General features: G+C 54.1%; 21 protein-coding genes. 15 read left to right on the forward strand and 6 right to left on the reverse strand.

The window, feature by feature from the left end:
- Window positions 1-290 precede the first annotated feature (290 nt).
- Window positions 291-1,289, forward strand: a complete 999-nt coding sequence (gene hemB, locus ACGHM3_RS04655) for a porphobilinogen synthase (RefSeq protein ID WP_345427788.1) — start codon at window positions 291-293, stop codon at window positions 1,287-1,289.
- Between the two features lie 13 nt (window positions 1,290-1,302).
- Here hemB and ACGHM3_RS04660 read toward each other — a convergent pair whose 3' ends face one another.
- From ACGHM3_RS04660 to ACGHM3_RS04670, 3 genes are all read right to left on the reverse strand, one after another.
- The gene (locus ACGHM3_RS04660; RefSeq protein ID WP_345427787.1) at window positions 1,303-2,142 is read right to left on the reverse strand and encodes a ParA family protein; all 840 of its coding nucleotides are present in this window, start codon (window positions 2,140-2,142) and stop codon (window positions 1,303-1,305) included.
- A gap of 381 nt (window positions 2,143-2,523) precedes the next feature.
- Window positions 2,524-2,730: a cold-shock protein gene (locus tag ACGHM3_RS04665; protein ID WP_345427785.1), complete on the reverse strand. Its 207-nt coding sequence runs from the start codon at window positions 2,728-2,730 to the stop codon at window positions 2,524-2,526.
- Between the two features lie 506 nt (window positions 2,731-3,236).
- Window positions 3,237-4,235 (reverse strand): adenosine kinase, encoded by a 999-nt coding sequence (locus ACGHM3_RS04670; protein ID WP_345427784.1) that lies wholly within the window; start codon window positions 4,233-4,235, stop codon window positions 3,237-3,239.
- Window positions 4,236-4,399: 164 nt separating this feature from the next.
- Here ACGHM3_RS04670 and mrcB point away from each other — a divergent pair, with 164 nt between their 5' ends.
- From mrcB to ACGHM3_RS04690, 4 genes are all read left to right on the forward strand, one after another.
- On the forward strand, window positions 4,400-6,742 hold the full coding sequence (gene mrcB / locus ACGHM3_RS04675; RefSeq protein WP_345427783.1) for a penicillin-binding protein 1B: 2,343 nt from the start codon (window positions 4,400-4,402) through the stop codon (window positions 6,740-6,742).
- A 42-nt stretch (window positions 6,743-6,784) separates the two neighbouring features.
- On the forward strand, window positions 6,785-7,261 hold the full coding sequence (locus ACGHM3_RS04680; RefSeq protein WP_345427782.1) for a hypothetical protein: 477 nt from the start codon (window positions 6,785-6,787) through the stop codon (window positions 7,259-7,261).
- A gap of 369 nt (window positions 7,262-7,630) precedes the next feature.
- A complete protein-coding gene (locus tag ACGHM3_RS04685) occupies window positions 7,631-9,982 on the forward strand; it encodes a DUF1631 family protein (RefSeq protein WP_345427781.1) in 2,352 nt (783 codons plus the stop codon).
- A 2-nt stretch (window positions 9,983-9,984) separates the two neighbouring features.
- The gene (locus ACGHM3_RS04690) at window positions 9,985-10,365 is read left to right on the forward strand and encodes a hypothetical protein (RefSeq protein ID WP_345427780.1); all 381 of its coding nucleotides are present in this window, start codon (window positions 9,985-9,987) and stop codon (window positions 10,363-10,365) included.
- A 173-nt stretch (window positions 10,366-10,538) separates the two neighbouring features.
- On the opposite strand, the gene hemL is transcribed toward ACGHM3_RS04690, so the two are convergent.
- The 3 genes from hemL to hemJ all read right to left on the reverse strand — a co-directional run bounded on the left by hemL (window position 10,539) and on the right by hemJ (window position 13,506).
- Window positions 10,539-11,819 (reverse strand): glutamate-1-semialdehyde 2,1-aminomutase, encoded by a 1,281-nt coding sequence (gene hemL / locus ACGHM3_RS04695; protein ID WP_345427778.1) that lies wholly within the window; start codon window positions 11,817-11,819, stop codon window positions 10,539-10,541.
- Between the two features lie 141 nt (window positions 11,820-11,960).
- Window positions 11,961-12,785 carry a bifunctional hydroxymethylpyrimidine kinase/phosphomethylpyrimidine kinase gene (locus ACGHM3_RS04700; protein WP_345427777.1) on the reverse strand — a complete coding sequence of 275 codons (825 nt, stop codon included), beginning with the start codon at window positions 12,783-12,785 and terminating at the stop codon, window positions 11,961-11,963.
- A gap of 292 nt (window positions 12,786-13,077) precedes the next feature.
- Window positions 13,078-13,506 carry a protoporphyrinogen oxidase HemJ gene (hemJ, locus tag ACGHM3_RS04705; protein WP_345427776.1) on the reverse strand — a complete coding sequence of 143 codons (429 nt, stop codon included), beginning with the start codon at window positions 13,504-13,506 and terminating at the stop codon, window positions 13,078-13,080.
- Window positions 13,507-13,660: 154 nt separating this feature from the next.
- On the opposite strand from hemJ, the gene nrdR reads away from it, so the two are divergent.
- From nrdR to ribA, 10 genes are all read left to right on the forward strand, one after another.
- Window positions 13,661-14,122, forward strand: a complete 462-nt coding sequence (gene nrdR, locus ACGHM3_RS04710; RefSeq protein WP_345427775.1) for a transcriptional regulator NrdR — start codon at window positions 13,661-13,663, stop codon at window positions 14,120-14,122.
- Between the two features lie 329 nt (window positions 14,123-14,451).
- Window positions 14,452-15,624 (forward strand): bifunctional diaminohydroxyphosphoribosylaminopyrimidine deaminase/5-amino-6-(5-phosphoribosylamino)uracil reductase RibD, encoded by a 1,173-nt coding sequence (gene ribD, locus ACGHM3_RS04715; RefSeq protein WP_345427774.1) that lies wholly within the window; start codon window positions 14,452-14,454, stop codon window positions 15,622-15,624.
- 2 nt (window positions 15,625-15,626) lie between these two features.
- On the forward strand, window positions 15,627-16,289 hold the full coding sequence (locus tag ACGHM3_RS04720; RefSeq protein WP_345427772.1) for a riboflavin synthase: 663 nt from the start codon (window positions 15,627-15,629) through the stop codon (window positions 16,287-16,289).
- 49 nt (window positions 16,290-16,338) lie between these two features.
- Window positions 16,339-17,466 (forward strand): bifunctional 3,4-dihydroxy-2-butanone-4-phosphate synthase/GTP cyclohydrolase II, encoded by a 1,128-nt coding sequence (ribBA, locus tag ACGHM3_RS04725; protein WP_345427771.1) that lies wholly within the window; start codon window positions 16,339-16,341, stop codon window positions 17,464-17,466.
- A 98-nt stretch (window positions 17,467-17,564) separates the two neighbouring features.
- Window positions 17,565-18,035, forward strand: coding sequence for a 6,7-dimethyl-8-ribityllumazine synthase (gene ribE, locus ACGHM3_RS04730; RefSeq protein WP_345427770.1), 471 nt, complete (start codon window positions 17,565-17,567; stop codon window positions 18,033-18,035).
- Between the two features lie 5 nt (window positions 18,036-18,040).
- Window positions 18,041-18,481: a transcription antitermination factor NusB gene (gene nusB / locus ACGHM3_RS04735; RefSeq protein WP_345427769.1), complete on the forward strand. Its 441-nt coding sequence runs from the start codon at window positions 18,041-18,043 to the stop codon at window positions 18,479-18,481.
- Between the two features lie 56 nt (window positions 18,482-18,537).
- Window positions 18,538-19,500: a thiamine-phosphate kinase gene (gene thiL / locus ACGHM3_RS04740; RefSeq protein ID WP_345427767.1), complete on the forward strand. Its 963-nt coding sequence runs from the start codon at window positions 18,538-18,540 to the stop codon at window positions 19,498-19,500.
- Window positions 19,500-20,003: a phosphatidylglycerophosphatase A gene (locus tag ACGHM3_RS04745; protein WP_345427766.1), complete on the forward strand. Its 504-nt coding sequence runs from the start codon at window positions 19,500-19,502 to the stop codon at window positions 20,001-20,003. The genes thiL and ACGHM3_RS04745 overlap by 1 nt, the downstream gene beginning before the upstream one ends.
- 6 nt (window positions 20,004-20,009) lie before the next feature.
- Complete coding sequence (locus ACGHM3_RS04750; RefSeq protein ID WP_345427765.1) at window positions 20,010-20,669, forward strand: TIGR02281 family clan AA aspartic protease; 660 nt, start codon at window positions 20,010-20,012, stop codon at window positions 20,667-20,669.
- A gap of 11 nt (window positions 20,670-20,680) precedes the next feature.
- Entirely contained in the window at window positions 20,681-21,274 is a 594-nt protein-coding gene (gene ribA / locus ACGHM3_RS04755) for a GTP cyclohydrolase II (protein ID WP_345427764.1), read from the forward strand.
- Window positions 21,275-21,305 lie beyond the last annotated feature (31 nt).

Here is a 21,305-nt window from a genome sequence, read left to right on the forward strand (position 1 = left end):
AAAAAATCGCCAGAGGCGGCAAGGCAGCGAATTGTGACTTTTTAGCTTCATTATCCACAGTTTATATTCAAGCCTATGCACGAATTCTGTGAGTTAGTCACTAAACAGGAAAAATTGAGGGATGAGTGGAGTAAGCCAGTGTAAAACTTTGGGTTTTAATAGCGAAATATTACAAGTAAAGTTGATCTAACCCGCCGTATTGTTTCACGCACATTCGGCAGCGCCGTGTTTATTTGCGAATGAACCCGCGTAGTATGATGTTTTTGTTACCACTGTTGAGAGTATGGTCCATGAGAAGCTATCCCGCCACCCGCATGCGTCGATTACGCGCCAACGAATTTTCACGTCGCCTAGGGCGGGAAAATAATCTGACTGTGGATGACTTAATCTACCCTGTGTTTGTGCTGGAAGGCAGCCAGCAGCGCGAGAGCGTAACCTCCATGCCTGGAGTGGAACGGCTGAGTATTGATTTACTGTTAGAAGAGGCCGAAACCTGGGTGGCTCTGGGCATTCCTATGGTGGCCTTGTTTCCAGTAACTCCCGCCAGCGCTAAATCCGAGTTGGCGGAGGAGTCATACAACCCCGAGGGTCTGGCCCAGCGCGCAGTGCGGGCGCTTAAAGCACGCTTCCCTGAGCTCGGCGTGATGACCGATGTGGCTCTGGATCCTTTCACCACCCACGGCCAGGACGGCATCATTGATGAACAAGGTTACGTGTTGAATGATGTCACTGTGGATACCTTGGTTAAGCAGGCTTTGTCCCACGCCCAGGCTGGGGCCGACGTCATTGCGCCTTCGGATATGATGGATGGTCGAATCGGGGCTATCCGTGCTTGCTTGGAGTCCCAGGGCCACGTTAATACTTTAATCATGGCCTACTCGGCTAAGTATGCATCGGCCTTCTATGGCCCCTTTCGTGACGCCGTAGGCTCTGCCGGTAATTTAAAAGGCGGCAATAAATTTACCTACCAAATGGACCCGGCGAATTCCGACGAAGCTATTCAGGAAGTTGCCCTGGACCTCGCCGAGGGGGCTGATATGGTGATGGTAAAACCGGGCATGCCGTATTTGGATATTGTGCGCCGGGTGAAGGATGAATTGTCGGTACCGACTTATGTTTATCAAGTGAGCGGTGAATACGCCATGCTGCAAGCAGCGGCGCAAAACGGTTGGTTGGATTTAAATGCGGTGGTGCTGGAATCTCTGCTGGGCTTTAAACGAGCGGGTGCCAACGGCATTTTGACCTACTTTGCGCCCATGGTGGCCCAGTTATTTCAACAGCAAAAATAACCCGCAGCGCGGGTTAGGCGCTGGCGGGTTCTTGTTCGGTGGTTTCGCTAGTCGCTGTGGCCGTCGGAGCAGGTTGGCTTGTGCCTGGCTCGCCACTTAAATGGGCATACAGTTGATCAAACTCCAGGGCGACTTTGTGCTTGGGGGCAAAAAACGCCAGCGGTTTGTGGCTGCGGTGGGATTCGCGGATTTTCACCGAGCTGGAAATAAACGGCTCTAAAATGGGCAGGTCGGCCTGCTTTAACTCAGCCACGGCTTGGCTGGGTAATTTCGCCTGGGCGGAAAACTGATTAATGACCACGCCCTCAATAACCAGCTTCGGGTTGTGATCTTCTTTCACTTCTTTAATGTTCTCCAGCAGCTCAAATAGGGCATCGCGGCTAAAAATATCGCAATCGAAGGGGATAAGGCAGCGGTCGCTGGCAATCAAAGCTGATAGGGAATAAAAATTCAGCACCGGTGGTGTGTCGATGAAGATTTCATCGTAGAGCTTGCTCAGTTCGGTTAAAAAGCTGCGCAATTTATAGATTTTGTGGCGGGCGGCAAGCTTGGTTTCCAAATCGATTAAATCTTGGTTGGCCGATACCAAAAATAAGTTATCGAAGGACGTAGGGCGGACGAAGTCGTCCGCGCCAAAATCGCGAAAGCTGTAGTTGATTTGCGAATCGAAAAATTCCGGCATGCCCACAACGTTGTCGTTACCATTTTGACCAAGATAGTTGGTGCTATTGGCTTGTGGGTCTATATCGATTACCAGGGTGCGTTTACCGCGAGCGGCGGCCACCGCGGCGAGGTTGCAAGTGATGGTGGATTTGCCAACGCCACCCTTGCGATTAAATACCGTGCGGATCATTCCTTATTGCCTCCGAGCCAAGTTGGTTCAACTTCACAACAACTAACAGTCAGGTCAAAGCGTGTCGATAAACTAAGGTCTGTGTGGGACTGGGGTGCAAGCACATTATCCCGCCATTAAAAATAAGACGGTCATTGTCTGATTGACATCATGAAGCAAGTCCATGGTCTGGGCAACCTTTAGCGGGTTACGGGCACGCTAGATGGGTTGCCAAAAGAGGGTCTTTCATTGATGGGCTTGGTGTACGCGTGTTTGAAGCGAGGCGATTGAGGCGATGCGATTGCGGCGAGGTGGAAGCGAAGGTAGGGGGCGGAGCAGGTGGCCAAGATGTGTGAGGCGCCGGCGATGCCGGTGCCCCCACACAAAGGTGTAACGCTAGGCCTATACAGCGATAACGTTTTCGGCTTGTGGGCCTTTTTTACCGTCGGTTACATCCATTTCAACTTTTTGACCTTCAGCAAGTGACTTAAAGCCGTCGCCTGTGATCGCGCTATAGTGAACAAAAACGTCTGGACCAGACTCTTGAGAGATAAATCCAAAACCCTTGGTTTCATTGAACCATTTAACTGTGCCGACTGATTTGGCCATGATGTTAGTCCTGTATATAAAGTTTTTATCTGGGCTGGGCCTTTAACCGTTGTGCGACGGGCGCACAATGTGGGTCTCGGAGCCTGGTGCTCAGTTTTAAATGGCTCTAATGAGCCGAAACGTTAAATACGGTTGTTGCTTGATACACAAGACGTGGCACTGCTGAGGTTTGGTTGAAACGGAAAGCATGTGGACGCGATGAAAGGTGTGACAAGTGAGGTTCTACCGACATTTAAACGAAAACTAGCTTACTACTCGCGGGTTAAAAGGCAAGAGAAAGTTTGCGAAGAACACAAGAAAAACGGGACTTCTGTCAAAAAAACGCCCAATGATTGTTATCGGGCGAGTTTCTGTAAACGTTTTGTTACACGGCAAACCAAAAGGTCGTTGACTGTAACCGATTACTTCCATGGTTGGGTTGTTGGCCGTCGGAGCTCGGCCTGTTGAGTTGCCGATTATGGGCAAGCAGCTCGTCTAAAACCGGCCTTGCAAGCACCGCTCGGCCGTTAGCCCCAGCTGCGCGCGCGGATGTCGTCGTATTGCTCGGGTGACAAACGCGGACCAAATTGCGTCACCAATTGCGCGGAGGCGAGGCTTGCCAGCTTGCCAGCTTCGGCAAAGGTGTGGCCGTGACTGATGGCGTACAAGAATGCACCAGCGAACAGATCTCCCGCACCGTTGCTGTCTTTAGGTTGTACGGAGTGAGCCTCAATTTTGTGCAGGCTGTCGCCATCAAAGGCCAAAGCGCCTTCTGCACCCTGAGTAAGCACAAACTGACCGGCGATTTTCTTCAGCTCGGCGATGGCGGCTTCCGGGTTGTCGGCGCCGGTGAAATCCATGGCCTCGGTTTCGTTGCAAAATAACAGGTCTACGCCGTCGCCAATGATTTTAACCAAGTTATCCCGGCAGTAGTTCACCATGGATGGGTCAGAAAAGGTCAGCGCAACCTTAGTGCCGGCCTGTTTGGCCAGTGCTTTGATTTGTAAGCAGGCGTCGGTGGCCACATCGGAGGAGGCTAAATACCCCTCTAAATAAGCGTATTTGGCGTTGGTCACCGCCGGGGCGTGAATTTGCTGGGCATCGATGGTGGCGCTAATGCCTAGGTAGGTGTTCATGGTGCGCTCGGCGTCTGGGGTGATTAATACCAAACATTTGCCACTGGTGCCCTGGTTACTAGCAAACTCCGGCAGGTAATCAACGCCGGCGCGTTCTAAGTCGTTTAAATAGAAAGCCCCATTGTCGTCTTCGGCCAGCTTGCAGCTGTAAAAGGTTTTTGCACCGAAGTAACTGGCAGCGATGATAGTGTTACAGGCTGAGCCGCCACTGGCCCGGCGGGATGCCGTTAGGTGGTTGGCCAGCAGTTTGGTTAGTTCAACCTGGCGGTCTTCGTCTACCAGGGTCATAAACCCTTTCTCTATACCAAAACGAGTGAGATCTTCGTCGCTAACTTCGATTTCGGTATCCACCAAGGCGTTACCAATGGCGTAAATGTCGTATTCTTTCACGGTGAGTTCCCGGTAATGTAAACGCGATACCATAAGAGTTTAGCCCACGGCTGTCCAGAAGCTGCCTGGGCTGGGAGGTGCCATGCAAATCGCTCTGGATACGTGTCTCAGTAGTGGCGAAAAAGCGGTGCATTCCAGCGGTGTTGTCGCTAAACTGCCGCGCCATGGCAGCCAGAAAACCCTCCAAAACTCGCAAAAAACCCGCTTCCCGCAATTCCGCTAAAAAAACCACCGTCAGTTGGCGCGGCCGAATCTGGCGTGGCCTATTTTATGTGGGCCTGGCGGCGGTGCTCCTGTTCGCCGGCTATTGGGGCTGGATGGACCACAAGGTGCGCGACCGCTTTGCCGGTGCCAAATGGGAGTTAGCGGCTCGCATTTATGCTCGGCCACTGGAGCTTTACGCCGGAGCGCCGGTGTCCGCGCAAATGCTGCGCTTGGAGCTGAAAGGGCTGAATTATCAGCCGGTGGAAAAGGTGGTGCGGCCAGGGCAATTTTCTTGGCAGGGTAACCGAGTGGAAGTGTATCGCCGGGCGCACAAATTGGGTGCCGAAATGATCCCAGCGCTGCCGCTGGCGTTAACCTTTACCAGTAGAGATGCCCAGCAAATTGACAGCTTCACCGCCGACGATGCCATCGTCGCCCTAGAGCCGAAAGAAATCGGCTCTATTTATCCTGCCACCGGGGAAGACCGTGTGCTCACCCGTCTGCAAGAGATTCCTCCGCTATTGGGAGAAACCCTGCTGGCGGTGGAAGATCGCAGCTTTATGGATCATCACGGTATTTCTCTGCGCGCTATTTCGCGCGCGTTTATGGCCAACCTAAAAGCCGGCGCCGTGGTTCAGGGCGGCAGCACCCTCACCCAGCAGTTGGTTAAGAACATGTATTTAACCAACGAGCGCAGCTTAATTCGCAAGCTAAACGAAGCCTTGATGACGCTGTCTCTGGAGTGGCATTACAGCAAAAGCGACATCCTGGAGGCCTACCTCAACGAAGTGTTTTTGGGTCAAAGCGGCAATCGTGCCATCCACGGTTTTGCCTTGGCGTCGCAGTTTTACTTCAATAAAAATGTGTCCGCGCTGAATACAGAAGAAATCGCCTTGCTGGTTGGCTTGGTCAAAGGTGCTTCATTTTACAGCCCCTGGCGTCAGCCCCAACGCTCCAAAGCCCGGCGCGACACGGTGCTAGCAGTGATGCGCGATAGTGGCTTAATCACCGATGTGGAATTGACCCACGCCCTGGCTCAACCACTGACGGTGGTGAAATCGCCTGCAAGCCAACACGCGTATCCCGCCTTTGTGGGCTTGGTAAAACAACAACTGCTGCGCGATTATCCCCTCGAGCTTCTGCAATCCGATGGCTTAACCATCTACACCACCCTGGCGCCCAGTGTGCAAACCATGGCCGAGGAGTCGCTATCCCAAACCCTGGGACAATTGGAAACCCAATATAAAATCCCTGCCAGTCAACTGCAGGGTGCGGTGGTGGTCACTGCCGTGGGCAGTGGCGAGGTGCGCGCGGTGGTTGGGGACAGAAACCCGCGCTATCACGGCTTTAACCGAGCCCTGGATACCCAGCGAGCCATCGGCTCATTGATTAAACCCGCGCTGTATCTCACCGCTCTGGAAAGCGGTAATTTTACCTTGGCCACGCCATTGGACGATGGCCCGGTGGAGCACGAATTACGCAATGGCGATGTGTGGACACCGACCAATTTTTCCGGCATCGATCACGGTTTGGTGCCGCTGTATACCGCCTTGGCCAATTCCTACAACCAAGCTGCCGCCCGATTAGGGCTGGAGATAGGCATTGATGAAGTGGTTGATACGGTCCATAGGCTGGGGGTTGAACAGGCCATTGCCGAGGTGCCGGCGGTGGTGCTGGGCGCTGTTGATTTGTCGCCCCTGGTGGTGAGTGATTATTTTCACACCCTCGCTAACGAGGGTATCTACTCGCCGTTACGGGCCATTCGCGAAGTCTATGCCGCTGATGGTGCGCGCCTGCGTCGCTATCCGCTCAATGCGCGGGAGGCCATATCGTCTAATGCGTCTTATCTGATCGATTTTGCCATGCAAATTACGGCACGCCAGGGTACCGCGCGCAAATTGTACACCCAGTTGCCGGAGTCGCTGTCGGTGGCGGGCAAAACCGGCACCACAAACGATCAGCGTGACAGCTGGTTTGCCGGGTATACCGGCTCTGATCTCGGCGTGGTTTGGGTCGGCAGTGACGACAACGCCCCGCTGCCATTGACCGGGGCAACCGGTGCTCTGCCAGTGTGGCGAGCATTGTTTAAACAACTGCCGTCTGAGAGTATTAACCGAGTGCAGCCGCCGGAGGTTACCTTCGTATGGGTGGATGCCGCCAGCGGTATGCTCAGCGGTAGTGAGTGCCAGGGGGCTCTGTTGCTGCCCTTTGTTAAAGGCACGCAGCCTCATCAACGGGCCAATTGTGAGCGCATGAAGCGGCGTGAGTCTTGGTGGCGTCGCCTATGGGATGAAAATAACTAGTGGCTACTGCGGGCAGCCGACTTTAAGAAGGATGTACTAACCATGCGGATCTCATTAATCAGATCACTGCCAGGGGCAGGGCTTATTCCCCTGGTCACACTTATAACTGGGTGCGCCGGCAGTGCCATAACTCAAACACCGCCTTCCGTGCCCGGCGAGGTACAAGTTGTAGATAGCCAACCTATGGAGCCGTCGCCCCCGCCGCGTGTGCCGCAGACAGGCGATCCAGCCTCGGCGCCGTCCACGGCGGTGCCCATCGAGCAGCAGTTTATCATTGCCGCTAACCAAGCCCAGGCACAGCAGGATTGGAGCACGGCCATTGAGCAGGCCGAGCGCGGCCTGCGCGTCAATCGCCGTCAGCCCGAGCTGTATCTGATATTGGCGCAGTCCTATTGGCAGCTAGGAGAGAGTGCGCAGGCCAGCCAATTTGCTCGCCAGGGTTTGCGTTACCTGGGGCCGGGGAGTGAAGTTTTACAATTAAACCTTAGGAAGTTGGCTTATCCTAATAACGCAAATTAGTGATAGGCCAACACTAACAGCGTTAACAATTCTGTTCGGTGGTGCACAAAATATCGCAAATCCGATTTTTTGTTGCTTAATGTGTCTTTATTTCGCTAATCTTTGAGCTACATTAGAGATGGGTCATAGGGAAATTGCCTCATGGTCTCTGGGTAGCGGGCGCGTTGCGTCACGGTAGAACCCACATTCAAGCCGCTTTGATGTTTGCTTGTAAGTTGCAGTTTATACGTCCAGGGTGAGTCAAATGGTGCGCCTGTTAGGGAAGCTGAACTGGGTAAGTGAGCAAGCATTAACTATGCTTAGAGGTGGTGGTATTAACTTGCTTAGTCCGCACACAGCGTCGAAACTTCACTTAAACAAGCGCAAGCCATGCACTCGAGACAAACATCGCCACAAAGTAACGCGGAGCTGCAACTGATTGCACGCCTAAAGTCGTGCCAAAAAATCGTTGTAGATTACTCAGAGGAACAAATTCGGTTTTTCTACCAGGCACTGTGCGAACGTGTAGCAGAGCAGTCCCAGGCAGCCGGCTCAAATGCCGAGCAAAATGCGCTTATCGAGATCCAGCGCAGCTTTCGCCACCACCTGCCAGAGCTTGAACGCCACCTGTGCGGCGCTTTGGCCGAAGGGTTTGTAAAGTTCAAACAGGGTGACTTGAACACCCACCCCGCCACCAGTGATGACAATCACCTGTCTTTGTTAGGCAACGAAGAACTGGAAGAAGCCATTGCGGTTTCCTCGGTTGCTCGTCGGGCGGATACCCGCCACGTTGAATTACTGTGGTTGCTTAACAAGCGTTTTTCAAAGCTGCTGGGCGACTTACCGGTAAATGATGCCAGTAACCCTGTATCGCCCATTCAATTTTGCGAGTCTTTTCGCAAGGCGTTGGGCGCAATTCAAGTCAATTTGAAAGCCAAGCTGTTGGCCGTAGATGTGTTTGAACGGCACTTTATGGTGAAGTTGGATCACGTGCTAAACCAGGTTAACGAGTACTTGGTGGGTGAGGGCATCCTGCCCGACCTCACGTTCCACCAACACAGCAGCCAGGGTGACGTACCCACCGCCGCCACTCAATATCAGACCGAATTTGTGCCAGACCCGGCCAGCATGGAACAGGCGCCAACCTTTGGCCAACCTCAGTTTGATCAGCACGCCAGCTATGAGCATCAAGCCAACTTGCTGCGCGCCATCCGCGAGATTCAAAACTACGGTGGTCTTGCCGCTATGGATGGTCACCAAGCCGCGCCGGTCAGCTACGACCCGGTACCCATTTCAGCCCTGGCCGGATTCGCCGGCCAGTATCAAACCAGCCCATCGCGTTACAGCGCGGGTGCCATGCCTCCGGGGGCTGTTGCCGGCGGCGCTGCGGGCGGCCGGCCCATGACGGTGTTTACCAACCAGCAGTTGGTGGGTGCTCTGCAGTCCATGCAAGAGCAGATCGTCAATATTCGCCAGGCTACCGCGGATGTGTTGCAGCCTTTGCAAGTTGCCCAAATTACCGAGCAGCTTACCGAACAACTGGCCAAAGAAGCGGCGGACGGAGCGGTAGAAGCCGACGACATGCACGTCATCGAATTGGTGGGCATGTTGTTTGACTACATGCTGTCCGATGATTGCCTGCCCGACAACGTTAAAGCCCTGCTCAGTTATCTACACACGCCCTATCTGAAGGTGGCTTTCCTGGATGCCGAGTTCTTTGAACAAAGCGAGCACCCGGCCCGCTTGCTGTTAAATAATTTGGCCGAGGCCGGCGTGCGTTGGGTGGCCAATGACGGTAGCAGCCAGTTTGATATTTACGAAAAAATCAAAACCACGGTATCGCGGGTGCTTGAAGAATTTACAGACGACGTGCGTTTGTTTGCCGAACTGCTGGTGGACTTCAGTTCTTACACCAAAAAAGTTTTGCGTCGGCAGGAGCTGATGGAAAAACGCGCCATGGAAAAGGTGCACGGTGAAGAGAAACTGCGCGAAGTTAAAATCCGTGTCAATAATGAAGTGCGCAAGCGCACCGACGGCAAAGAGTTACCGTCTGCATTGTTGCTACTCTTATTGCAGCCGTGGAGTGATTATTTAGCGTTTATTTTGCTGCGTTACGGTGATCAATCGGACAGCTGGGCGCGGGCGGTAAAATTTATCGACGACATCATTTGGAGTGTGCAGCCCAAAAACAGCCCCGACGACCGGGCTCGTCAGCTGGAAATGCAAGACGAGTTGTTAGATCAAATGGAAGCCGGGCTTGAGACGATTGGCTACGACCAAGGCAAATCGTCCAAGCTGGTGGAAGCCCTTTCTAGGGTTCAGCGCACCGCCATTACCAAACGCGAGGTGGAGACCGCGCCGCCTCCCATGCGGCAAAAACTGGAAGCCATGGCTGCGCAAAAAGCTGGCAAAGCCCAGGTTACCAGCGATCGTATGAGCGAAGAAGAAGTCCGCTTGGTAGAAAGCCTTAAAATGATTGAGTTTGGCACCTGGTTTGAATTTGACGAAGGTCAGCGATTGAAAGTGGCTTGGTACAACTCCAAAACCTCGCACTATATGCTGGTGGATCAGACCGGCAAAAAGGTCGGTATGAAAACCGGACTAGAGCTGGCCCGAGACATGCTGGCCCGCAAAGCGCGAGTTATTATCGGTAGTACCAAACCTTTCTTTGAACGCGCCTTGGAAAATATTTTTGAAACCATGCAAGCCAACCCCAGTAAAACGCCTGAGAGCGTGCATTAATTATGACTGATCAGCCCCTCGGCCAAGATTCGGATCGTCGTTCCGAGCCTCGTTACCCGCTGGATGACAATGTACAAGTTATCGACTTGGGCAACGACTCTACACTCGGGGTGATTATGGATTTGCACTCCCACGGATTTATGTTGATGTGCCCCAAGGGAGCTGAGCAATCATTAACTTACTCGTTGAAGTTTTTGTTGCCCCGCCACATTAACGGCTGCTCCGAGCTGGCGCTGCATGCAACTTGTCTATGGACCGCTGAATCCATGTCGGAATCCGAAGACATGCAATGGGCTGGATTTGCTGTGGTGTCAGTAAGCGAGCATGCAGTAATTCGGCTGCAAGATATTGTGGCGGAATTTGGTATAGAGCCGAAAGATTGATTGCCAACGGTTGCTTGGCCAATCCATTTATCGAATTGCTATAAAAAAGGATAGCCTTTGTTGGGACTATCCATTTTTTTGGCCTTTTTTTGCGGCTGTGTGCGTTATTTCACCTTTTAATTAAGGTTTTTTATTTCCGCCGGGCGCTAATGGTTACGGCGCTGGGCAAACCGCTAAAGCGTTGCGAAAACCTCTCTCGCGGCCTGTAGGGTTTGGTCGATGTCGTCGCTGCTGTGTGCGGCAGACATAAACCCGGCTTCGTACGAGGCCGGCGCCAGGTAAACACCGCGCTTCAGCATGCCGTGGAAAAACTTATTAAAACGCGGAATATCGCAGGCCATCACCTGTTGATAATTGGTAATCTTAGCTTCTTCGGTGAAGAAAACCCCAAACATACTGCCTACATGGTTGGTGGTAAAAGCAATGCCGGCGTCGTTGGCCAGGGCGGTTAAGCCGTGTATTAACGTGTCGGTTTTGACGCTCAGTGTTTCATAAAATCCCTCGGCTTTGACGTGCTGTAGGTTGGCCAAACCCGCCGCCATGGCCACCGGGTTGCCCGACAGTGTTCCGGCCTGATAAATAGGGCCAAGTGGTGCAATCTGCTCCATCACTTCTCGCTTGCCGCCAAAGGCACCCACCGGCATACCGCCGCCCATGACCTTGCCCAGAGTGGTGATGTCCGCAGTGACGCCATAGTGACCCTGGGCGCCGGTTAGGCCAACGCGAAAACCGGTCATTACCTCGTCGATAATGAGCAGAGCGCCGTGGGCGTCGCACTGGGCGCGTAGGCATTGCAAAAAGCCCGGCACTGGCGGTACGCAGTTCATGTTGCCCGCCACAGGCTCTACGATTACACCGGCCACTTGGTCGCCGATGTCGGCGAAGGCCTGCTCCACACCGGCAATGTCGTTGTAGGTTAGCGTAACGGTGTGTTGCGCCAAGGACTCCGGTACGCCAGGGGAGCTGGGTACGCCCATGGTCAGTGCCCCGGAGCCGGCTTTGATCAGTAGGGAGTCGGAATGGCCGTGGTAGCAGCCTTCAAACTTAATGATTTTATCGCGGCCGGTAACACCTCGAGCCAGGCGGATGGCCGACATGGTTGCCTCGGTGCCGGAGTTTACAAACCGTACCAAGTCCATTCCGGGCATAATTTGCGTGAGTTCTTGCGCCAACGTGGTTTCAATTTCTGTGGGCGCACCAAAGCTCAGGCCGTGCTGTACTTTATCTACCACCGCTGCAATGACATCCGGGTGGGCGTGGCCTAACACCATGGGTCCCCAGGATTGCACATAATCGATATAGCGTTTGTCATCCACGTCAAACAGATGCGCGCCCTTGGCTTTTTGAAAGAACACAGGGGTGCCGCCAACGGCTTTAAATGCTCTTACTGGTGAGTTAACGCCACCAGGGATATATTTTTGGGCTTGGGTAAACATCTGCTCAGAGCGGCTCATACGGCTTTCCTTCCGGCTAAAACGATAAATCTACGAGTATCGTACCCAAACGGGCACAAGAGGTGCTTATGATACCTCAGATGCTCGGTTTGGGATTAATAGTGGGATTAATTGGTTGAGCAGTTTAACGCGGCTGGGGCGTTAATGCTTGGCGGAGTTGTTCTCGCGGGCCCAGTGCATGCGGTCGGGTACTGGTTGGCCCATGCCGATTCGGCGAGCCTGCGACAATGAGAGTATGGTAAATTTGTGGGCCAAGGTCACGCACTCTTGCAGTTGTACGCCGTGGGCCAGGTAGGCGGAGATACAGGCGCTGAGTACGGCAGCGGCATTGGATAAGGGCGCGCCAAGGTGGCCTTCATTGCTGTAACTGCGCATGGCTCCGCGTTGACTGTAGAGCTTGCAATAGGTTGTGCTGGCGCCTTTTTCTAAGCCCATCAACAGTAGGTGCTCACAGCCGGTTTCCAGTATTTCTGCGGCGCTGGCATCTAAGTTGTCGGCGGCTTTGGAGTAATCAAACACGCTACTGTGTGCCATGATGGCCAGATGCGCCCGTGGTAACAGCAAATTGCTGGAGGCCTCTGCCATGGCGGCCAGGTCGGCGTGGTTGTCGGCGCGGGAGTGGACCAGGGTTGGCTCTAACACCAGCGGTAGATTTGGGTAATCCTCTAGGATGGAGTGCAGAACCTCGATGTTTTCCACGCTGGTCAGCATGCTGCTTTTAACAATGTTGACCGGTACATCTTCTAATAGAGCGCGGGTTTGCTCAATGACCAAGCCTGGGTCAGTGGACGCGACTTCTTTTATTTCAGTGGTGTCCCGGGCAAGAATGGCGGTGGCAACGCCCAGGCAATGAGCGCCTAGGCTGGCGCAGGTTTCGATATCGTTATGTAACCCCGAAATTCCACTGGGGTCCACCGCGTTCAGGCTAAGCACCACAGGGGTGGCCTGGTTGGCAGGAGTCATCATACGGCTAGCGCCTCACAATTGAGTATGGGCAGGCCCTGTTCCCTGTTGTTGATGACGGTGTGGCTAACACTCGGGCTCTGGCGTGATAATCACCTTATATTAAGTCAGTGATTCTGATTACATTATTGTGCATATGCTCTTTAGTGCACGTGCTCGGCATTGCATCTGTTCTTTACAGTGCCTGTGCTACCTAACTATAGCAACGATATCCTTATAACGTACGAAACGTTTTATACACGCATGTCTTTCGACATTGGATTGTTAATATTGGATATCAATCTGTTAATAAGCATCAAAACGGCTTTACGATCACCAAAATCAGGATGCCCAGCAGTATTAACACCGGCGCTTCGTTAAACCAGCGAAAAAACACATGGCCACGTAGGTTTTCGTCCCGGGCAAAACGCTTCACAAATGCACCGCACATATGGTGGTAGCCAATCAGTAGCACTACCAAGGTGAGTTTGGCGTGCATCCAGCCGGAGGTAAAGTACGCGGCGGGATTCAAGCTGATCAGTGCCGTGCCGAAGATTAGAGTGCCGAGCATGGTGAAAGTGCCCATGCCTTTGTAGAGCTTGCGCTCCATCACCTTGAAGCGCTCATTGCCGGCTTGGTCGTCGCATTGCGCGTGGTAGACAAACAGGCGCGGCAGATAAAACAACACGGCAAACCAAGACACCACAAAAAACAGATGAAGCACTTTTAGCCATAAATACAGCACGTTGGGCGATTCCTTATCGATAGGCGGGACGATTTGCTTGCAAGAGTTTTATCACAGTTGTGCTACCATGCCGCAACTTTTTAAACGCCGAATCAGCTTTGGCAGGTGGCCAAACTGGCGGGTTGATCAACATACTAACAGGGTCAAATGGGCTATGCATTGTCCGTTTTGTGGAGCAGTAGAAACCAAGGTCATCGATTCCAGATTGGTGGCGGAAGGCGACCAGGTGCGCCGCCGGCGGGAATGTCTGTCGTGCAAAGAGCGTTTTACTACCTACGAAGTGGCTGAATTACTGATGCCCAGGGTGATTAAAAACGACGGCATCCGCGAGCCCTTTGATGAATCGAAGCTGCGTGCGGGTTTTCTGCGGGCCTTGGAAAAGCGGCCGGTGTCCACCGAAGCCATCGAAAGCGCCGTGGCGCAAATTAAGCACTTTCTGCAAGCCACCGGTGAGCGAGAGATCAAATCCAGAGTGATTGGAGAGCAGGTCATGGAAGCGCTGCGGGGCCTGGATGAAGTCGCCTACGTGCGTTTTGCATCCGTTTACCGCCGGTTCAAAGACTTAAACGAGTTTCGGCAAGAAATTGAACGATTGGAAAGCGGCGAGCGTAAATAGAACCGTTGACCGAACGGAGGCATTACTATTCGTTGGGTCCACCCCACAGTTAAGCGCGAAATCGGGGTCTTGCCTTCGAGCCACTCGTGTTAACCAGCGCTCGCGCTAATAAAGACGCGCTGACGAGACACCCATTAGAACAGCGCTAACAAGACACCCATATTAAGTCGCTTGAAAGCGCAATCAAGCGCAATCAAGACACCCATAATTACGTTGTAAGAATCGAGCGTAATCAAGACACCCATGTTAACCGAATCGCTAAGAAAGCTAACAAGACATCCAATAACAAGACTTCCACTAACAAGACACCCATAAAAGCAACCGCAATCATGCCCTCTCACCAGCCCTCCACTGACACCCTTGATGCTCAATATATGACGCGAGCGTTGGGTTTGGCGCGTCTTGGATTAAACACCACATCGCCCAACCCCAGGGTGGGCTGTGTGTTGGTGGTCGATGATGAGGTTATCGGCGAGGGATTTCACGTGGCGGCGGGTGGTCCCCACGCTGAAATTAATGCGCTTAATTCGGTAACCTCAGCCAACCGCAGCCGTATTAGGGGAGCGACGGCCTACGTCACCCTAGAGCCCTGCAGTCATCATGGGCGTACCGGCCCGTGTTGCGAGGCATTGGCTACGGCGGGTGTTGACCGAGTGGTGTTCGGCTGTGAAGACGCGAACCCTAGTGTCAGCGGCCGTGGTTTGGCGTATTTGCGCAGCAAGGGCATTGCCGTGGCCGGCCCGGTTCTGGAAGCCGAGGCCGCCGCATTAAACCCAGGCTTTAATGCCAGGATGTGCGGTCAGCGGCCCTATGTTCGCGTTAAGCTGGCCATGAGCTTGGATGGCCGGACTGCTATGGCCAGTGGCGAAAGCCAATGGATTACAGGCTCGGCGGCGCGCGCCCAGGTACAGGCCCTGCGCGCGCGCAGTTGTGCTGTTATCAGCGGTCACAGCACCGTGGCATTGGATCAGGCGCGGCTCAACGTGCGTGCCGATCAGTTGCCTGCCAGTACGGCTCAGATGCCTGCCGGCCACCCGGTGTACAGCGGCGTGCGCCAGCCATTGCGTGTGGTATTGGATGGGCAGGGCGGCCTGACCGGCCAGGAGCCATTGTTCCAAACACCGGGTCCAATCCTTTGGGTAACGGGCCACGGGCCTGCCATTGAGCGAGAAAATGTTGACCTTTTGGCTTTGCCTGGGCAGTCCGGGCGGGTAAACTTGCCAGCCCTTTTGCAGGCCCTGGCCCAGCGCCAGTGTAACGAGGTGTTAGTGGAGGCCGGGCCAACCCTGGCTGGGCAGTTTGTCGCCCAGGGTTTGGTGGACGAATTAATCGTGTTTATGGCGCCGGTGCTGATGGGCTCGGCGGCGCGGCCTCTGTTACAGCTGCCCATTGAAACCATGGCCGGAAAACACCACTTGCAAATAACCGACATCCGCGCCGTTGGCTCGGATTGGCAAATAACCGCCAAGCCCCAGGGGGCTGGCAGTACTGGAGCCCAATAGCCATGTTTACAGGCATTGTTGAAGCCGTTGGTGAAGTTGTTGCTGTTGAACCCAAAGGCGGCGACGTGCGACTGCGCATTGGCACCGGCAAACTGGATTTATCTGACGTACAACTCGGGGATTCCATCGCCACCAACGGTGTTTGCCTAACAGTGGTGGAGCTGCCCGGCGATGGCTACTGGGCCGATGTGTCGGTGGAGACATTGACCCACACAACCGTTGGCCAGTGGCAGAAAGGCCGCAAGGTCAATTTGGAAAAAGCTCTTACGCCCCGCAGCCGTCTGGGTGGGCATATTGTCAGTGGCCATGTCGATGGCGTGGGCACCATCGTCAGCCAGCACAGCGATGCTCGGGCCGAGCGCTTTAGGGTGCAGGCTCCGGCGCAGTTGGCGAAATACATCGCCCACAAAGGCTCCATTACTGTAGATGGTACTAGCCTTACCGTGAACGCCATCGATGGCGATCGGTTTGAACTCGCCATTGTGCCGCACACCATGGCTGAGACCATATTTGAGCAGTACCAAGCGGGGACCGAGATCAATCTCGAGGTGGACGTCATTGCGCGCTATCTTGAGCGCCTGTTACTGGGTGATAAAGCCGCCCAGGCTCAAGGCAGCAACATAGACCTGGCCTTTTTAGCCGAGCACGGTTTCCACCGTGGCTAAGTCATAACAGCCCAGGCACACAGATAAATTACAACGCACAAGGCAAGCTATGCAGTTAAATACCGTAGAAGAACTCATCGAAGACTTACGACAAGGTAAGATGGTTATTCTCATGGACGACGAAGGCCGTGAAAACGAAGGTGACCTGATTATGGCCGCCGATATGGTGCGGCCGGAAGACATCAACTTTATGGCCACCCACGCGCGCGGCTTAATTTGCCTGACGCTCACTGAGCAGCGCTGCCAAACTCTGGATTTGCCACTGATGGTGAGTGATAACCGGGCTGCGCATTCCACCGCGTTTACGGTATCCATCGAAGCGGCAGAAGGGGTTACCACGGGTATTTCCGCCGCCGATCGCGCGCGCACCGTTAGCGCTGCGGTAGCCGCTAATGCCGTAGCCAAAGATATTGTGCAACCGGGGCATATCTTTCCTTTAATGTGCCAACCTGGTGGCGTGTTGAGCCGTGCTGGCCACACCGAAGCCGGTTGCGATTTGGCGCGCTTAGCCGGCCGAGAGCCAGCCGCGGTGATCGTTGAAATTATGAACGAAGACGGCACCATGGCGCGCCGTCCGGATTTGGAAGTGTTTGCCAAGCAGCACAATTTAAAAATCGGCACCATCGCCGATTTGATTCACTACCGTTCCGTGAAAGAGCAAACCGTGGAGCGCATCAACGAGCGCCGTGTGGAAACAGCCTATGGCGAATTTACGCTCTACACTTATAAGGATTTGGCCAGCTCTGAATTGCACTACGCCATGGTGAAAGGGGATATTAATCCCGACGATGCTGTGCCGGTGCGTGTGCACGTGCTGGATGCCGCCCGCGATCTGCTCAGCATCCTGCGTGAAAGCGACAAGCAGTACAATTCTTGGACCTTCCAGCAGGCGTTGAAGTACGTGGCCGAGCAGGGTACCGGTGTGGTGGCCCTGATTTGCCATAGCATGTCTACCAAAGAAATTGACGAAAGCATTGACTGGATGCTGGCTGGTAAAAAGAAGGCTACCTCCCAGGATATGGTGTACCGCCAAGTGGGTACCGGCGCACAAATGCTGCGCGATCTGGGGGTGCGCAAGATGAATATCCTGGCCGCGCCGCTGAAATTTAGTGCGCTATCGGGTTTCGACTTAGAAGTGGTAGAGCGCACCGACGCGCCGGCTAACACCGAGCACTAATCTCAGTAACTAACCCCAGTAACTAATCCCAGGAATTACAGTGCGGGCCAAAGGCCCCAAACAGCGCAGCCCAGCTGCGCCAAGACAGAGGAAATATCATGAGTGGAATTACTGTCATTGAAGGCGATTTTTGCGACGTCAAAGGCAAGTACGCGCTGATCGTTAGCCGCTGGAACAGCTTTGTTGTAGAGAGCCTCAAATCCGGCGCTTTGGATACCTTGCGTCGCCACGGCGTGGCCGAGGAAGACATCACCATTTACTATGTTCCCGGCGCCTTTGAGTTTCCTATCATGGCTCAGAAAATCGCCGCCAGTGGTAAGTTTGATGCCATCATTGCCCTGGGTGCGGTGATTCGCGGTGGCACGCCGCACTTCGATTACGTTGCCGGTGAATGCACCAAGGGCTTGGCTCAGGTATCGTTAACCGCCTGTGTGCCCATCACCTTTGGTGTGCTCACAGTGGATTCCATTGAGCAGGCCATCGAACGTTCCGGTACCAAAGCCGGTAACAAAGGCGAAGAAGCCGCCGTTACCGCGTTGGAAATGGTCTCTGTATTAGGCAAGGTATAAGCCCTGTGAGCAACTCTCCCGCAGCCCGCCGTAAAGCCCGTCACTACGCCATGCAGGCCTTGTATCAATGGCATATGTCCGGCAGCGACATCAACAAAATCGAAGCCGAGTTTCGTACCGACTACGACATGAAACCCGTGGACGTTGCCTACTTCCACGAGATTCTGCACGAAGTGCCCAAACAGCTTAGTGAGCTGGAAGCGGTGTTTGTACCCCATCTGCAAGGTCGCGCGCTCAACGAACTGGACCCAATCACGCTGGCATTACTGCGCATGGCTTGCTATGAATTAAAGCAGCGCATCGACGTGCCCTACAAAGTGGTGATCAATGAATCGGTGTCGCTGGCAAAAAAATTTGGTGCCACCGATGCGCACAAGTTTATCAACGGTGTGTTGGATAAGGTATCCGCTGAGCTGCGCTCGGTGGAAGTCAACCATCGCGGGTAGCCAAAGGTCACAAAACACGGCGCCAAGGCAGGCGTGGCAAGCGGGAGCAGGAAGGCATGGCCAACATCAATGAATTCGATCTAATAGAAGAATATTTTGCCGGCCAGGTGGCCTCCTATGGCGTTAACCTGGGCATCGGTGACGATTGCGCCCTAGTGACCGTACCCCCGGGCCATCAGTTGGCCATGTCCATGGACTCCCTGATTGGCGGCGTGCACTTCCCGAAAAATGCTGATCCAGAACTCATTGCCGAACGCGCCGTGCGGGTAACCGTGAGCGACCTCGCCGCTATGGGCGCTGACCCATTGTGGATGACCTTGGGGCTCACCATGCCCACTTCCGAAAGCCATTGGCTAGCCGGATTTAGCCGTGGTTTGTTTCGCGCCGCCGAGGAATTCAACCTGTGTTTGGTCGGGGGCGATACTACTCGCGGCCCACTGGCGATCACTCTGCAAGTCCATGGCAGTGTAGAGCCTGGCAAAGCCATGCTGCGTTCCGACGCACGGGTGGGTGACATCATTTTTGTCACTGGCAATGTGGGCGATGGTGCCGCCGCATTGGCGGTGATCAAAAAACAATTGGACGTCGGTAAATCCGCCTTTGGCTACATGATGCAAGCTTACTACTCGCCCAAGGTGCGAGTGCGCGAGGGTAAAATCATCAACGCTGTGGCCAGCGCTGCCATTGATGTATCCGATGGCCTAATGGCGGACTTAAAACACATTTGCAAAGCCAGTGGTGTTGGTGCCGTGGTTGAGGCCGAGCGCTTGCCTATCTCGGAGCCCGTGCGCAAATTAACCGATCCGGACGTGGCCCTAGCTTGGGCGCTCACCGGTGGCGATGACTACCAGCTGTGCTTTACCGTACCACCGCAAAAAATTGCCCGTCTAGAAGAGCTGCAAGCAAAGCACAAACTGGATATCACTGCCATTGGCGAAATTGTGCGCGGCCCGGATTGTGTCTGTCTGAGTGACGGCCGTATCGTAGAATGCGATGTTAGTGGCTATAAGCACTTCTGATGTCTCGCGCCGATAAATCCGCCGTTCCGGCACCGTCCTTTCGTCGCTTGCTGCGCTCACCTTCACTGTTGTTGGCTTTCGGCTTTGGCTCGGGTTGTAGCCGTTGGGCGCCGGGCACCGTGGGCACGGTGGCGGCCATGCCGTTTGCCATTGCGTTGTTGCAATTACCTTTATGGGCATACGCGATATTGGTTCTTCTAGCGGCGGTGGCCGGCGTGTGGATTTGCCGCCAAGCCAGTGACGAGCTGCAAGTACACGATCACTCTGGCATTGTCTGGGATGAGTTTGTGGGCCTGTGGATCACGCTGATCGCTGCTCCCCAGCATTGGTTTTGGCTGTTGTTGGGGTTTGCGTTGTTTCGCTTTTTCGACATCCTAAAACCCTGGCCCATCAGCTACTTCGACCGCCACGTGCACGGCGGCCTGGGTATCATGATTGATGACATACTGGCCGGCTTTTTTGCCGCCCTGTGCCTGCAAGGCCTGGTCTACTGGGTGGGGTAGCTGACCATGGGTAACCAATGGCTTTGGAGGTACGTAATAGCCGCATTGTTATTGGCCACGTTGGCCGCAATCAGCCCTGCGAAGGCTGCCAATGTGGCCGTTAAAGGCTTATTCGCAGGCAGCGCGGTGCTCACCATTGACGGTCGGCAACGCCTGCTAAAAGCCGGTGCCACCAGCCCGGAAGGCGTTACCTTGGTCAGTGCCAACAGCCGCTACGCGGTGGTTGAAATTGACGGCCAGCGCCACCAACTAGGCATAAGCCAACACATCGCCTCGGGCTTTGCCAACGCCCAGCGGCGCGAGGTGCGTATAAACGAAGGTGCCGGCGGCCACTATTGGGCGGCGGGCCAAATTAACGGCCACGCCATCCGTTTTATGGTGGATACCGGGGCCACAAATATTGCCATGAACCGAGCCACCGCCGAGCGCTTAGGAGTTAATTTTCGCGCCGGTCGCGAGGCTCGGGCAGGCACCGCCGGGGGTATAGTGCCCATTTATTTGGTGCAGCTGGCGCGCGTGTCTGTGGGCGCTATTGTCCTCGACAATGTACAAGCTTCGGTACATCTGGATGAATCGCCGGCGCACGTATTACTAGGGAACAGTTTTTTAAGTCAGCTTGAAATGCAAAAAGAAAATGGCGTTTTGGTGTTAAGTTCCCAACGCTGAGAGGAGTCCCAGTGACAGTTAAGTATATCGAGTCGTGTAAGTTGCCAACTCCATTCGGCATTTTCGACATGCACGGCTTTGAGGACGGCGAATCCGATAAAGAGCACGTTGTGCTCACCATGGGTGACTTTGATGGCGAAGAGCCAGTGTTGGCCCGGGTTCATTCAGAGTGTTTAACCGGTGACGGCTTGTTTAGCCTGCGCTGTGATTGCGGTGCGCAACTGCAAGCGGCGTTGCATAAAATTGCCCAGCAGGGCCGTGGCGCTATTTTTTATTTGCGCCAAGAAGGCCGTGGTATTGGCTTATTGAATAAAATCCGCGCTTACCATCTGCAAGATGCCGGTGCTGATACCGTTGAAGCCAACGAGGCCCTGGGCTTCGGTGCGGACCTGCGCCGCTACGATATGCTCAAACCTATGATGGCGCATTTCGGCATCCAAAGCCTGCGCATAATGACCAACAACCCTCGCAAAATAGAAGCACTGCGGGAAATCGGCATTGACGTCACCGAGCGTCTGCCCCACGAAACCGGTCGTAATCCACACAACGCCAAATATCTAGAAACCAAAAAAGGCAAGCTGGGCCACATGCTCGACAGCGAGTAATTATCCAAGGTTTGCCGTTTGGTTCGTCAAA

It is taken from the genome of Halioxenophilus aromaticivorans (assembly GCF_042850945.1).
Lineage (GTDB): Bacteria > Pseudomonadota > Gammaproteobacteria > Pseudomonadales > Cellvibrionaceae > Halioxenophilus > Halioxenophilus aromaticivorans.

Coding starts and splice junctions, on each gene's coding strand:
- hemB (WP_345427788.1), top strand. CDS start 291: ATGAGAAGCTATCCCGCCACCCGCATGCGTCGATTACGCGCCAACGAA.
- ACGHM3_RS04660 (WP_345427787.1), bottom strand. CDS start 2,142: ATGATCCGCACGGTATTTAATCGCAAGGGTGGCGTTGGCAAATCCACC.
- ACGHM3_RS04665 (WP_345427785.1), bottom strand. CDS start 2,730: ATGGCCAAATCAGTCGGCACAGTTAAATGGTTCAATGAAACCAAGGGT.
- mrcB (WP_345427783.1), top strand. CDS start 4,400: ATGGCAGCCAGAAAACCCTCCAAAACTCGCAAAAAACCCGCTTCCCGC.
- ACGHM3_RS04680 (WP_345427782.1), top strand. CDS start 6,785: ATGCGGATCTCATTAATCAGATCACTGCCAGGGGCAGGGCTTATTCCC.
- ACGHM3_RS04685 (WP_345427781.1), top strand. CDS start 7,631: ATGCACTCGAGACAAACATCGCCACAAAGTAACGCGGAGCTGCAACTG.
- ACGHM3_RS04690 (WP_345427780.1), top strand. CDS start 9,985: ATGACTGATCAGCCCCTCGGCCAAGATTCGGATCGTCGTTCCGAGCCT.
- hemL (WP_345427778.1), bottom strand. CDS start 11,819: ATGAGCCGCTCTGAGCAGATGTTTACCCAAGCCCAAAAATATATCCCT.
- ACGHM3_RS04700 (WP_345427777.1), bottom strand. CDS start 12,785: ATGATGACTCCTGCCAACCAGGCCACCCCTGTGGTGCTTAGCCTGAAC.
- nrdR (WP_345427775.1), top strand. CDS start 13,661: ATGCATTGTCCGTTTTGTGGAGCAGTAGAAACCAAGGTCATCGATTCC.
- ribD (WP_345427774.1), top strand. CDS start 14,452: ATGCCCTCTCACCAGCCCTCCACTGACACCCTTGATGCTCAATATATG.
- ACGHM3_RS04720 (WP_345427772.1), top strand. CDS start 15,627: ATGTTTACAGGCATTGTTGAAGCCGTTGGTGAAGTTGTTGCTGTTGAA.
- ribBA (WP_345427771.1), top strand. CDS start 16,339: ATGCAGTTAAATACCGTAGAAGAACTCATCGAAGACTTACGACAAGGT.
- ribE (WP_345427770.1), top strand. CDS start 17,565: ATGAGTGGAATTACTGTCATTGAAGGCGATTTTTGCGACGTCAAAGGC.
- thiL (WP_345427767.1), top strand. CDS start 18,538: ATGGCCAACATCAATGAATTCGATCTAATAGAAGAATATTTTGCCGGC.
- ACGHM3_RS04745 (WP_345427766.1), top strand. CDS start 19,500: ATGTCTCGCGCCGATAAATCCGCCGTTCCGGCACCGTCCTTTCGTCGC.
- ACGHM3_RS04750 (WP_345427765.1), top strand. CDS start 20,010: ATGGGTAACCAATGGCTTTGGAGGTACGTAATAGCCGCATTGTTATTG.